At 61.9% G+C, this 13,299-nt stretch carries 11 protein-coding genes and 1 pseudogene; 9 read left to right on the forward strand and 3 right to left on the reverse strand.

The window, feature by feature from the left end; genetic code table 11:
* Positions 1–134 precede the first annotated feature (134 nt).
* Both K9B32_RS05165 and K9B32_RS05170 read right to left on the reverse strand, forming a co-directional pair.
* Positions 135–311: pseudogene (locus K9B32_RS05165) on the reverse strand (ATP-binding protein); the annotation flags it as partial.
* A 211-nt stretch (positions 312–522) separates the two neighbouring features.
* Positions 523–2,322, reverse strand: coding sequence for a diguanylate cyclase (locus K9B32_RS05170; protein ID WP_224560848.1), 1,800 nt, complete (start codon positions 2,320–2,322; stop codon positions 523–525).
* A 272-nt stretch (positions 2,323–2,594) separates the two neighbouring features.
* On the opposite strand from K9B32_RS05170, the gene K9B32_RS05175 reads away from it, so the two are divergent.
* The gene (locus tag K9B32_RS05175) at positions 2,595–3,299 is read left to right on the forward strand and encodes a GntR family transcriptional regulator (RefSeq protein WP_007799107.1); all 705 of its coding nucleotides are present in this window, start codon (positions 2,595–2,597) and stop codon (positions 3,297–3,299) included.
* A 126-nt stretch (positions 3,300–3,425) separates the two neighbouring features.
* Complete coding sequence (locus K9B32_RS05180; RefSeq protein WP_224560849.1) at positions 3,426–4,388, forward strand: dihydrodipicolinate synthase family protein; 963 nt, start codon at positions 3,426–3,428, stop codon at positions 4,386–4,388.
* Between the two features lie 59 nt (positions 4,389–4,447).
* On the opposite strand, the gene K9B32_RS05185 is transcribed toward K9B32_RS05180, so the two are convergent.
* Positions 4,448–5,485 (reverse strand): Ldh family oxidoreductase, encoded by a 1,038-nt coding sequence (locus K9B32_RS05185; protein WP_224560850.1) that lies wholly within the window; start codon positions 5,483–5,485, stop codon positions 4,448–4,450.
* A gap of 150 nt (positions 5,486–5,635) precedes the next feature.
* On the opposite strand from K9B32_RS05185, the gene K9B32_RS05190 reads away from it, so the two are divergent.
* From K9B32_RS05190 to K9B32_RS05220, 7 genes are all read left to right on the forward strand, one after another.
* Positions 5,636–7,153 (forward strand): aldehyde dehydrogenase (NADP(+)), encoded by a 1,518-nt coding sequence (locus tag K9B32_RS05190; protein WP_224560851.1) that lies wholly within the window; start codon positions 5,636–5,638, stop codon positions 7,151–7,153.
* A 181-nt stretch (positions 7,154–7,334) separates the two neighbouring features.
* Positions 7,335–8,144, forward strand: a complete 810-nt coding sequence (locus K9B32_RS05195) for a transporter substrate-binding domain-containing protein (protein ID WP_224560852.1) — start codon at positions 7,335–7,337, stop codon at positions 8,142–8,144.
* Positions 8,145–8,213: 69 nt separating this feature from the next.
* Positions 8,214–8,879, forward strand: coding sequence for an amino acid ABC transporter permease (locus tag K9B32_RS05200; RefSeq protein WP_224560853.1), 666 nt, complete (start codon positions 8,214–8,216; stop codon positions 8,877–8,879).
* Positions 8,880–8,891: 12 nt separating this feature from the next.
* Positions 8,892–9,545 carry an amino acid ABC transporter permease gene (locus K9B32_RS05205; RefSeq protein ID WP_224560854.1) on the forward strand — a complete coding sequence of 218 codons (654 nt, stop codon included), beginning with the start codon at positions 8,892–8,894 and terminating at the stop codon, positions 9,543–9,545.
* Positions 9,538–10,260 (forward strand): amino acid ABC transporter ATP-binding protein, encoded by a 723-nt coding sequence (locus K9B32_RS05210; RefSeq protein ID WP_224560855.1) that lies wholly within the window; start codon positions 9,538–9,540, stop codon positions 10,258–10,260. The genes K9B32_RS05205 and K9B32_RS05210 overlap by 8 nt, the downstream gene beginning before the upstream one ends.
* Positions 10,261–10,267: 7 nt before the next feature.
* Positions 10,268–11,518 carry an NAD(P)/FAD-dependent oxidoreductase gene (locus K9B32_RS05215; protein ID WP_224560856.1) on the forward strand — a complete coding sequence of 417 codons (1,251 nt, stop codon included), beginning with the start codon at positions 10,268–10,270 and terminating at the stop codon, positions 11,516–11,518.
* 87 nt (positions 11,519–11,605) lie between these two features.
* Positions 11,606–13,297 (forward strand): aconitase X, encoded by a 1,692-nt coding sequence (locus tag K9B32_RS05220; RefSeq protein ID WP_224560857.1) that lies wholly within the window; start codon positions 11,606–11,608, stop codon positions 13,295–13,297.
* Positions 13,298–13,299: the final 2 nt, after the last annotated feature.

A 13,299-nucleotide genomic window follows, 5' to 3' on the forward strand; every position in this document is an offset into this window, starting at 1 on the left:
CCCAGAACATCGCCTAACTGGCTCGTTCAGCAAAATCCGCTCACCGGACGCTCACCAACGAACGCCGGCTTCTTCTTGATGTCCTTAAGCGGGCTTTATTGCCACGCATAGCCGATCCGACACCGCGTGAGTCTGTCGCGGCAGGCCTTGTGCCCGAGGGCACGGGCCAACCAGATTCTGCCGACGCCGGATGGTCCATAAATGGCAAGGTTGTCGTGGGCATCGATCCAGTCGCCGTCCATCAGCTTCATGAGCAGGGCGCGATCGAGACCGCGCTCACTGCGGTAATCGACATCCTCAGGCACGCCATGACAATAGGGATTTTCGCCAGGAAATTGGGGCCAGTAACGGCAGGGTTGTCCGGGGTTGTGCTGCGCAGTGCAGGCCGATGATACGTCGTATGCCGTTGTGCGTTTGGGAGGCGAGCTGCGCCATTTATGAAAAAAAATTGCACCGAACAGGAAAGCTGCACGACCCGTATGCGTGCACTACGGCAGCGTCGCGGCGGACGACCAAGGAGGGTTATCCGGCAAGACGATGATTGGGGGACCCGCCGGACCCCTCGATCAGGGTAATGTTCCTGCCCTCTGATTTCGCCCGTAGCAGCGCGGCATCTGCCCTTTGCAATAGTGTGGCGGCTGACTTGCCATCTTCGGTCGAGGCAATCCCGATTGACACGGTCACTGCTCCCAGCGGTCGACCCTGATAGGTAATGGGGGTGGCCTCCACCGCCATGCGAAGCTTCTCCGCAATCCCGAAACCAGCGTCCTTTGTTGACTCGGGCAGAATGACCGTGAACTCCTCGCCGCCGAAGCGATAGACGGAGCCTGATTTGCCGGCCGTTTCGGTCATGAGCGTCGCGACTTGCCGCATCACGTGATCGCCGGCATCGTGTCCGAACTCGTCATTGAAGTGCTTGAAGTGGTCGATATCCACCATCAGGCACGCGGTCGGACGATCCAGGGAATCTCGGCGAAGGCGGTTCATTTCGTCATCTAGCGAGCGTCGATTCAGAAGGCCGGTGAGAGGATCCCTCACGGCAAGGTGCGTCAACCGATCTCTCAGCTGCAAATTGGCGATCGCCAGCCCGATATTCTCGGCGATGATTTCGATGTACAGCCTAGCGCTTTCCATCGCTTTGCCGCCATCCGCTCCCTCGAAATAGAGGAGACCGACCGTGTCGCCATGGGCAGACAGCGGTATGCAGATACAAGCATCATCCCCGGCCTCCAGATGTTGACAGGGCACATCGCCGCCCGAATGATCGCTGACATGGGGACTGCCTCGCCTCAACCCCCAGCATTCCGCCGGCGCCAAGATGTCGTGTGACCGTGTCGGCTGGCGCCATTGGCTGGCAGATGTTAGTGCCGACCGGCTGCTGTTCATGAGGTACAGGTTCCCGGCGAGGTGTGGAAAGATCCGTGGCGCGAAAAGTGAGACCACCTCGGCAAGCTCCTCGTGTTGCTGGCAGGCCTGAAGCCGATGCATCATTTGAAGGATGTGGTCCTTCGTCTTCTGGTCACGGCGCCGCTCGGCATCCAGGCGCTCCCGTTCGAGGCCATTGTCTCGGAAGATCTGGATCGCCTCGTTCATCTCCCCGATTTCGTCGCGACGACTATCGGGGAGCACCTCGACGTCGTAGTCCTGCTTCGCCAGTCGATTGACGATGCCGGTCATTCGGAGCAGCGGTGTTGCAACCCGACGCTTCAAGACAAAATACAAAACCCCGATAAAAACGGCGGCGGTTAGCCCGAGCATGGATTTGGCTATGTTGTCCCAAAGATCGGTGCGCGTCCTTGCGCCAGCGAACTCGTCGGCGGCGCGGGTTGCGACAAGATCGATGAAATGCTGAACGCTTGTGAGCAGGTCGGTCTGCAAGCGTTCGTGCTCCGGTCCGAAAAGGGTTTGCCGGGCGCCATCGCGATCGCCGTCTCCGTAGTCAGCAACCGCTTTTTCCTCGATCTGGTCCAATGCTTCCGCATCAGTTTCCAGCCGGCGCAGCGCAAAGAGCTCCTGTGGCGACAGGCCGGTGGACTTCAAGCCCTTGATTGCCTCTTCGCGAGCGCGTTCCTCTCCCTGGGCGCCGCGAAATGCCTGAAGATGGCGCTCTTCTCCCCGCATCACGAACAAACGAGCATCCTCGGTGGTCTGTTCGGCTGCTAGGGCGAGCTGATCGACAAGTTCGTCGAGCCGCTCGCGGGTCTCCACCGCGGCTCGTTCGCGAACAGCACTGTGGGCGGACAAAATGAAGGCTCCGCCCGAGAGAACGGTGAGCACAACCGTAACGGCATATGCCCAGTTGGTGATCGTGCTGATCCGCATCCTGTCCCGTGCTCCGCGACACGTTGGTTCGCCTGCGTAGGCGTCCTGTATTGCTAAACTAGAGCGATAAATGAGCACTTAATTCAGACTAGCCAGCAGAAACGCCTGGCTGGCACCAGCGAAAGCGTCGCCGGCAGTCTAGCACGTTGTTGATGGTTACCGCCGCCCTTTTGTCTATTTGACGCGACGCCCGGCCTTCGCTCGCCGGGGGTGCCGGCTATTGATCCGACGCGAAAGAAAAAGTATTCCTTTTGTCGACAAAAGGATTCCAGATGACTGATAGCGACACGAATTCCACTCCCGAACGCAAGCGTGGTTCTGGCGTCAAGATGGTCTATGACCTCCTGCGCGACGAGATCCTTGATCTGGTTCTACCGCCCGGCAGCCCGATCGATGAGGTGCAGTTGGCCGAGCGGTTCAAGATGTCGCGCACACCGATCCGCGAGGCGCTGGTGCGGCTCGCGGGCGAGGGGCTGATAGATACGTTGCCCAATCGTTCGACCATGGTCTCGAACATCGATTTCCTTAACATGCATACCTTCTTCGATGCCTTGGTGCTGATGTATCGCGTGACCACGCGTCTAGCCGCCCAGTATCACCGCGCCGAGGATCTGCAGGTGATCCGCGCACATCAGGCTGATTTTGCTGCCGCCGTGGCAGCACAGGACGCCTTGGCAATGATTGCCACCAATGCCGCCTTCCATTCGGCCATCGCCGAGGCTGGACGCAACGCCTATTTCACGGGCCTCTTCAATCGCCTTCTCGATGAAGGACGGCGCATTCTGCGGCTCTATTACCAGTCTTATGAGGATCGCTTGCCGCAACGTTTCGTCGAAGAGCACGAGGACATTATCGCTGTCATCGCCGCGCGCGACAGTGAGGCCGCCGACCGCTTGGCGACGATCCATGCTGAACAGATCGTCCAGCAAATACAGAAGCTTTTTGCGCGCGGCGGAAAGTTGGATATCGCCCTTTGACGAGCTGCATAATTGTTGTCGACAAATAATATGCAAGTGGTATAACCGCCTTCGAAGATACGGGGGACGGCGCCATTGGAGGCGCGACTGTCCCTGTCCTTCCCGCCAGGCAATAGGAGTTTTCCAATGAAGGCCAAGATTTTCTCCGGTGTAATTCCGGCTCTGATGACCCCCTGCAAGGAGGATCGCACCCCCGATTTCGACGCCCTCGTACGCAAGGGACAGGAGTTGATTGCCCAGGGCATGTCGGCCGTTGTTTACTGCGGCTCCATGGGCGACTGGCCGCTGCTGACCGACGCGCAGCGCATGGAAGGTGTCGAGCGTTTGGTAAAGGCCGGTATCCCGGTCATCGTCGGCACCGGCGCTGTCAATAGCGCATCTGCCGTCGCGCATGCGGCTCATGCTCAGAAGGTCGGAGCAAAGGGCCTGATGGTCATCCCGCGCGTCCTGTCGCGTGGTTCGGTAATTGCCGCCCAGAAGGCGCACTTCAAGGCAATCCTCGCTGCCGCTCCCGATCTTCCGGCGGTCATTTACAACAGCCCCTACTATGGCTTCGCCACCCGCGCGGATCTGTTCTTCGCGCTGCGTGCGGAACATCCGAACCTCGTCGGCTTCAAGGAGTTCGGCGGCGCGGCTGACATGCGTTACGCAGCAGAGAACATCACCAGCCGCGATGATAGCGTTTCGCTGATGATCGGCGTCGATACGGCCGTCTTCCACGGCTTCGTGAACTGCGGTGCGACAGGCGCCATCACCGGCATTGGCAATGTGTTGCCGAAGGAAGTGCTGCATCTGTGCAACCTGGCGCAGGCCGCGGCTTCCGGCGATGCGGATGCCCGCCAGCGGGCGCTGGAGCTCGAGCAGGCGCTGGCCGTTCTCTCCTCCTTCGACGAAGGCCCGGACCTCGTGCTCTTTTTCAAGCACATGATGGTGCTGAAGGGAGACAAGGAATACACGCTTCACTTCAACGAAACCGACGTCCTGACGGATAGCCAGCGCGGCTATGTCGAATCTCAGTTCAAGCTTTTCAACACGTGGTACGCCGAATGGAGCAAACTCCCGGGCGCTGTTGAAAAGTACAAGGCCTGATTTCAAAGGCCCTCCGTTCGGAGGGCCTTTTTTCATTGTAGGCAGATCTGAAGCACGGCTCAGGCCACCGCCTCCAAACCGAGCGCGAAAAGCCGTTCGAGCTGGTTGATTTCGGCGTCGGTCAGCGTGATGCCGTCGGCCTCCGATTTTGCGCGCGCCACATAGCGGCGCTGCGAAGGCAGGCGGGCGCCCTGACCAACGATCGCCTCGAACAATGTCTCTGCCCGCGCAAATGGATTGCCCGGCCGGCCGGCGGCGAAGGCTTCGGGGGAGAAGGCAATGATCAACTCGCCGTGGAAGGGGGCAAGCGTCGTCGTGCCGAGATAGTCGAGCACCTCGGGGCTTGTCAGGTCGCCGATCATGATGCCCGCCAAAAGCTCGATCATCGTGCCGATCGCAGATCCCTTGTGCCCGCCGAAGGGCAGCATGGCGCCGGCAAGCGCAGCTTCAGGATTGGTCGTCGGATTGCCGTCGGCATCGATTGCCCAGCCCTCGGGCAACGACGTGCCGGCTCGCCGGTGCAGTTCGATTTCGCCGCGTGCGGCGACCGAGGTTGCAAAATCGAAGACATAAGGGGGCTGACCGATGCGCGGCCAGGCGAAGGCAAAGGGGTTGGTGCCGAGCAGCGGCTTGTTGCCGCCGGTCGGTGCAACGGTCGCATAGCTTGGGCACATGACCAGGCCGGCAAGGCCCTGTTCGGTCAGTGCTTCCGCTTCCGACCACAGCGCGGAGAAATGTGTGCAGTCGTTGATGACGAGTGCTGCAAGTCCACAGGAGCGGGTACGCTCAACGAGTGCCGGCAGGCCGAGTTCGAAGGCCGGATTAGCAAAGCCGCCCTTGGCGTTGACCTTCACAATGGCCGAGCCCTCCTGCCGCAGCAGTTCCGGCACCGCATCCGGCTTCACCTTGCCCGCCTTGACAGTACGCAGCGCACCCTCGATCCGGTAGATGCCATGCGATTTGCAGGCATCGCGTTCCCCGGCGACGATCACCCGAGCGAGCGCCCCGGCTTGGATCTCGTTGAGGCCGGCGTTGCGGAAGATCGCATCGACCCTTTCCTGCAGGGCCGGGACGGTCAGGGTGGTATTATCGCTCATCTTGTGTCTCTCATGGATGGCCCGGCCGCCGATGGCGATCGAGTGTTGATGTTGTAAATACATAGAGTATACAAAGATCTGACGCGCGCAATTCGCCTGCGGATGGATTTTCGCGTAAAGCACCCCGGGCTCTCAAGAAAGGAATCGCAGATGGTCTTCACTCCCAATGGAAAACACCTCGTCGCGGGCGAATGGCTCGACGGAGCGGGTACTTTTGCATCCGCGCCGGCGCATGGTCCAGTGTATCAATTCGCCGTTGGTACGGTCGACTTGGTGAATCGCGCTTGCGAGGCAGCAGAAGATGCGTTCTGGAGTTACGGCTACTCCACGCGCGCGCAGCGGGCGGCGTTCCTGCGCGCCATCGCTGACGAGATCGAGGCTCGCGCCGAGGCAATCACAGAGATCGGTAGCCAGGAAACGGGGCTGCCCGAAGCCCGCTTGCAGGGCGAACGCGGTCGCACGACCGGTCAGCTACGGCTCTTCGCCGACCATATCGAAAAGGGCGAATATCTCGACCGCCGCCACGACACAGCACTGCCCGACCGCCAGCCCGCACCGCGGCCGGAGATCCGGCTCATTCAGCGCCCTGTGGGCCCGGTTGCCGTCTTCGGCGCCTCGAACTTCCCGCTGGCCTTCTCGACTGCCGGCGGTGATACGGCGGCAGCACTTGCCGCGGGTTGCCCTGTCGTGGTCAAGGGTCACTCCGCGCATCCGGGGACCGGCGAAATCGTCGCGCAGGCTATCGAGGCGGCCATCCGCAGGACGGGTGTCCATCCAGGCGTGTTTTCGCTGATCCAGGGCGGCAGCCGCGACGTCGGCCATACGTTGGTGCAGCACCCACGGATCAAGGCGGTCGGCTTCACCGGCTCGCTTGGCGGCGGCCGCGCACTCTTTAATCTCTGCGCCGCGCGGCCGGAGCCTATTCCGTTCTTCGGCGAGCTCGGCTCGGTCAATCCAATGTTCCTGCTGCCCGAAGCGTTGAAGGCACGTGCCGAAACGCTCGGCCAGGGCTGGGCGGGGTCGCTGACCATGGGTGCGGGCCAATTCTGCACCAACCCCGGCATTGCCGTGGTGACTGAGAGCGCTGACGCCGATCGCTTTGTCGCCGCGACAGTCGAAGCACTCGGCAAGGTGGCGCCGCAGACCATGCTGACAGATGGGATCGCGAAGGCCTATCAGGATGGGCAGGCGCGCTTCACAACTCGCAACACGGTCAAGTCGCTGTTCACCAGCGAATCCTCCGGCCGCTCGGCCGCTCCCAACCTGTTTGAGACGACTGGCGCACAGTTCCTCGCCGATCACGCCCTAGGCGAAGAGGTCTTCGGGCCGCTTGGCCTCGTGGTTCGTGTGCGGACGATCGATGAGATGGAGCAACTGGCTCGCGGTTTCGAAGGTCAGTTGACGGTGACGATTCATATGGATGCAGGCGACATTGCCGACGCACGCCGTCTGCGCCCCGTGCTGGAGCGCAAAGCAGGACGCGTACTGGTCAATGGATTCCCGACCGGGGTCGAGGTGGTCGATTCTATGGTTCACGGCGGACCCTATCCGGCTTCGACGAACTTCGGCGCCACCAGCGTCGGCACGATGTCGATCCGGCGTTTCCTGCGCCCGGTCTCGTACCAGAACATGCCCGAAGGACTTCTGCCGGAAGATTTCCTCGGCTGATTCCCATCACGGGTAAAAAAGCAAGGGCGGCCACGACTTGGCCGCCCTTTTTTGTCGACATGGCCGCTATTTGACTTATACTTTTTGCATACGTTATGTATTTTAGCATTGATTTGCGCGCGCCGACGGGGAATAGTGCGCCTCGCTGTCAATGGACAATCCAACTCTGGGAGAGAGAAAAATGAAACCCTCGGTCCTCGCCTTCGGCCTTCTGGCCGCCGCCACCCTTCTGATCAGCCCGGCCAAGGCCGACAAGCTGGACGACATTATCGGCTCGGGCACGCTGCGCTGCGCTGTCGTGCTGGACTTCCCGCCGATGGGTTCGCGCGACGAGAACAACAATCCGATCGGCTTCGACGTGGACTATTGCAACGATCTGGCCAAGGCGCTCGGTGTAACAGCCGAAGTCGTTGAGACACCGTTCCCCGAGCGCATTCCGGCACTGATGTCCGGCCGCGTCGATATCGGCGTTGCCTCCACGTCCGACACGCTTGAGCGTGCCAAGACCGTCGGCATGACGGTTCCCTACTTTGCGTTCGAAATGGCAGTTACAGCCAACGAGAAATCGGGCGTTAAGTCCTTCGAAGACATGAAGGGCAAGGTCGTCGGCGCCACGGCGGGCACCTATGAAGCGATCGCGCTCGAGGAACAGGTCAAGGCCTGGGGCACCGGCGAGTTCCGTCCTTATCAGACGCAGGCAGACGTCTTCCTCGCGCTGAGTCAGGGCCAGATCGATGCCACCGTTTCCACCTCGACGGTTGCGCAGGCAAACGTCAAGACCGGCAAGTTCGCGGGCATCGCAGTGGTCGGCAAAGCCCCGTTCGACATCGACTACGTCTCGCTTTTCGCCAACCGCGAGGAGTACGGCCTGATCAACTACCTGAATCTGTTCATCAACCAGCAGGTTCGTACTGGCCGCTACGCCGAACTTTACAAAAAGTGGGTCGGCGGCGACGTCCCGTCGCTCGCGGTCAACGGCGTCTACCGCTAATCCGGGCCGTTTCTCCCACGGCGCGAGGTTATCCCTCGCGCCGTAGCTTTACGAAAAGGTGAGACGGTCATGTTCAACTACACCTTCCACTGGAACCAGGCGCTCAAGGCATTGCCGCAAATGCTCGACGGCGCGCTGGTCACGCTACACATTGCGCTCTTGTCCATGATCATCGGGCTTGTTTGTGCGATCGCGCTGACTTTGTTCCGGCTATCCGGAAACCGCATCCTTGGTGGCTTCGCCACCGCCTGGGTCGAGATCGCGCGCAACACGCCAGCGCTGTTCCAGATCTATATGACCCATTTTGGTCTTGGCAACTTCGGCATTCACCTTACCCCGTTTACCGCGCTCCTGGTTGGCATTGCTTTCAACAACGCCGGTTATCTGGCCGAGAATTTCCGCGGCGCCCTGAAGGCGATCCCAGACACGCAGACACGCGCCGGACGTTCGCTTGGCATGACCTCCATGCAGGCTTTTCGCCTGATTGTCTTGCCACAGATGCTGCGCGTGGCCTTTCTGCCGGCGACCAACCAGATGGTCTGGGCCGTCCTGATGACATCGCTCGGCGTGACCGTCGGCATGAACACCGACCTTGCCGGCGTGACGCAGGAACTGAACGCGCGCTCCTTCCGCACCTTTGAATTCTTCGCCTTGGCAGCCGTGATCTACTACGTCATCGCCAAGGTTTTGACCCTTGCTGCCCGGGCGCTTGCCTGGCGTATCTTCCGTTACTGAGAGAGGTGAGAGATGTTTAACACTGCCCTCACCTGGGGTGACCTGGCCTTCCTGGCGCAGGGCGCGGGGATGACGCTTGCAGTCACCGCCGTTTCAGTCGCTGCGGGAACGGTCCTCGGAATCCTTTTCGGGATGATGCGTGTCGAACTCGGACCCTATTGGTCGGCACCGCTGACCTTCGCGCTCGACGTCTTCCGCTCGGTGCCTCTGTTGATCCAGCTTGTGCTCGGCAATGCTTTGCAGTCGATCATGCGGCTTGGCTGGCCTCCGTTCACCACTTCCTGCGTGGTGCTGTCGCTCTATACGGCCGCCTATTGCACGGAGATCGTACGCGGCGGCATTTCCTCGGTGCCACCAACTACGCGTCGCGCGGCTCGCTCACTCGGCCTGACCTGGTGGCAGGATTTGCGCTATATTGTTGCGCCGCTTGCTACCCGCGTTTCGCTGCCGTCCTGGATCGGCCTGACGCTCGGCGTCATGAAGGATTCCGCGCTGGTGCTCTGGCTCGGCCTGATCGAGTTGCTGCGCGCGTCGCAGATTCTCGTGACCCGGCTGCAGGAGCCGCTATTCATTCTGATGATCTGCGGCGCCGTCTACTTCATCATCAGCTTCCCTATCGCCCGGATTGGCGGGTATCTCGAAAAACGGTGGTCCCCCAATGATTGAGATTGAAAATGTCCGCAAATCCTTCGGCCCGTTGGAGGTACTGAAGGGCATCAACCTGACTGTTTCGAAGGGCGAGGTGCTCACCGTCATCGGCGGCTCCGGTTCGGGGAAGTCGACGCTGCTGACCTGCATCAACGGTCTTGAAGGCATCGACAGCGGCCGCATCGTTGTCGATGGGACCGATGTGCATGCCAAGTCCACCGACCTCAATAAACTCCGTCGCAAGCTCGGCATCGTTTTCCAGCAGTGGAACGCGTTCCCGCATCTCACGGTGCTGGAAAACGTCATGCTCGCGCCACGCAAGGTACTCGGTCTTTCCAAGGCGGAAGCCGAAACGATCGCCGTAAAGCAGCTCACCCACGTGGGCCTCGGGGAGAAGCTCAAGGTCTATCCGAACCGCATGTCCGGTGGCCAGCAGCAGCGCATGGCGATTGCCCGCGCGCTCGCCATGTCGCCGGAATACATGTTGTTCGACGAGGTCACCTCGGCGCTTGACCCGCAGCTGGTTGGCGAAGTGCTCGACACGTTGCGCATGCTCGCCTCCGAGGGGATGACCATGATATGCGTCACCCACGAAATGAAGTTTGCGCGTGAGGTTTCAGACCGGGTTGCCTTCTTCCACAAGGGCGTGATGACCGAGATCGCTCCGCCGGAAGAGCTGTTCGGCGCGCCGAAGCATCCGGAGCTGCAAGCTTTCCTTGCTGCCACCCATTGAGGCGATGATGAACAATCAAACCCAACCTGATGTCATCGTGATCGGCGCGGGGGTCGTTGGGCTATCCGCGGCGATCGCAGCGCAGGCAAGAGGGCTTTCGGTGGTCGTACTCGACCGAGAGGGGCCCGCTGCCGGAGCATCGGCAGGCAACGCCGGCGCCTTTGCCTTCACCGACATCCTGCCGCTTGCCTCGCCTGGTATTCTGAAGAAGGCGCCGCAGTGGCTGCTCGATCCGCTCGGGCCGCTGTCGGTACCGCCCGCCTATGCCTTGCAGATCGCGCCCTGGATGTTCCGGTTCTGGCGCGCCTGTGCGCCGGGCCGCGTCGCCCATTCCACAGCGGCGCAGACAGCGCTGATGGACCTTTCGAAGGCGGAGCTTGAGCCGTTCCTGCAGCAGACCGGCACCGCTGCCATGCTGCGCAAGGATGGCAATCTCCAGGTCTACGAGGGCGAAGCCGAATTGAAGGCCTCGCTCACCGGCTGGAAGGCGCGGGAAGCGCACGGCGTCGAGTTCCATCACCTCGATGCGGCCGGGATCGCGGAGATCCAACCCGGCCTCGCCCGGCGCTTTACGCATGGCACCTTCACGCCCGGGTGGTATTCCATCGCCGATCCCAAGCTCTATACACTTGCCCTGGCGGGTCATTTCCGCGCCATGGGCGGCACGATTGAGCGCGCGGAGGTAACGGCATTGCGTCCCGTCGAGGGCGGCGTCGATGTTGTGAGCACCGGCGGCGGTTCGCGACGTGCCGCGCGGGTGGTCCTGTCGGCAGGCGCCTTTTCCCATCAAGTGGCCCGCACGATCGGCGAAAACATTCCGCTCGAAACGGAGCGCGGCTACAACACCACGCTTCCACCCGAGGCTTTCGATCTGCGAACGCAGATCACGTTCAGTGGCCACGGCTTCGTCGTTACCCGGCTATCGACGGGTATCCGCGTCGGTGGCGCCGTCGAGCTCGGAGGGCTCAAGCTTCCGCCGAACTTCCGTCGCTCGGAGGCGATGCTGGAGAAGGCGCGCAGTTTCTTGCCCGGGCTGAAGCCGCAGGGCGGCGTGCAGTGGATGGGGTTCCGCCCGTCCTTGCCCGACAGCTTGCCCGCCATCGGCCAAGCGCGCGACATGCAGCGGGTGGTCTATGCTTTCGGTCACGGCCATCTCGGCCTGACGCAGTCGGCAGGCACCGCGCGGATCGTCGCGGATATGCTGACAGGCAGGAAACCCGCCATCGACATCGCGTCCTTCTCGCCGCAAAGATTCTGACGGAGGCCAAAAGCGCGCCAACCGCGATGTTGGTTCGCAACGCCCCCGTTGGTGACCGTCCTCTCTCCGCTCAAGGCTTCGCGCGAAATGAACCAGTCCGCGCTCGATCGCAGCATTCTCGGCGGCTTCGCCAAAGGTCCAGTCATTGCCACCAAGGAGGCCTTGAGCTTCTGGGGTGGGGTCGACCCGGCGACCGGCAGCGTGATTGACGTGCACCACCCACTTCACGGGACCTGCCTGACCGGTGGCATCCTGATGATGCCGTCGAGCCGCGGGTCCTGCACGGGTTCCGGCGTTCTCCTCGATCTTGTGCTGACAGGGCGTGCACCGGCGGCTTTGGTTTTCTCCGAGGCCGAGGATGTGCTGACGCTCGGCGCGCTGATCGCGTCGGAAATGTTCGGCAAGCCGCTGCCCGTCCTGCGGCTTGGGCCGGAAGCCTTCGCGGCGCTTGCCCGCGCGAAGACCACTGCGATCAGCGATACGGCCGTTGTCGCTGACGGGCTGGAGATTCCGATTGATCCGCCGGCGACCGCTGCGCTCGACCTCACCGATTCTGATCGCGCCATGCTTGAAGGACGGCAGGGCATCGCCGTGCAGCAGGCCATGCGCATCATCTGCGCGATGGCGGCGCAGCAAGGTGCGCACGGGCTCGTGGATGTTATGCAGGGCCACATCGACGGCTGCATCTACGCCAGCCCGGCAAATCTGACGTTTGCCGAGAAGATGGCCGATATGGGCGCTCGGGTTCGCATACCGACAACCATGAACGCCATTTCCGTGGATCGTGCCAATTGGCAGAAGCAAGGCGTACCGTCGACCTTCGGCGACCCGGCTGCGCGGCTCGCCGATGCCTATGTCCGGATGGGCTGTCGGCCGACTTTCACGTGCTCTCCCTACCTGCTCGACAGCGCGCCAAAGGCGGGCGAATCCATTGCATGGGCGGAATCCAACGCGGTGATCTTCGCCAACACGGTCCTCGGGGCGAGGACGGCAAAGCACCCCGACTTCCTCGATCTCTGCATCGCGCTGACGGCCCGCGCACCGCTATCCGGCGTCCATCTTGACGAGCACCGGAAGGCTCGGCGGATCATCGATATCGAACTGCCAGAACAGGTCGATGACGCCTTCTGGCCGCTGATCGGCTATCTCGCCGGTCGCGCGGCGCCGGACCGCATTCCGCTTCTGCGCGGTCTTAGCCCCGCCCAGCCGACGCAGGACGATCTCAAGGCTCTGTGCGCCGCCTTCGGCACCACTTCTGCGGCGCCCATGCTGCATGTCGAAGGTGTTACGCCCGAAGCTGCTGGCGCTGCGCGGGACGATGCCGATCGTGCATCGATCTCCCGCGCCGACATGGCTGCGGCCTGGACGGTTCTGAATGGCGGGCCTGAAGAGGTGGAACTCGTCGCTATCGGCAGCCCGCATGCCTCCTTATCCGAGTGCCGCGCTTTGGCGGAGGTTCTGGCTGGCCGCCGCCGGCATGCCGACGTCGCGGTGATCGTCACTGCCGGTCGTCAGGTCATCAGTGATGCCCGCGACGAAGGCCTGCTCGGCAGGTTGGAGGAAGCGGGCGTGCAGGTCCTCCCTGATCTTTGCTGGTGCTCGATTTCCGAGCCGCTATTCCCGACGCACACGCGTGCCCTGATCACAAATTCGGGCAAATACGCTCATTACGGTCCCGGACTTTCGGGGCGGGCCGTTCGTTTTTCCAATCTTGCCGATTGCGTCACGGCGGCTCTGACGGGTCGCGTCGCCGCCCGGCTCCCCGAGTGGCTTTCCTGAGG

Origin of the sequence: Rhizobium sp. 3T7, from assembly GCF_020166565.1 — a bacterium.
Classification (GTDB): Bacteria; Pseudomonadota; Alphaproteobacteria; order Rhizobiales; family Rhizobiaceae; genus Rhizobium.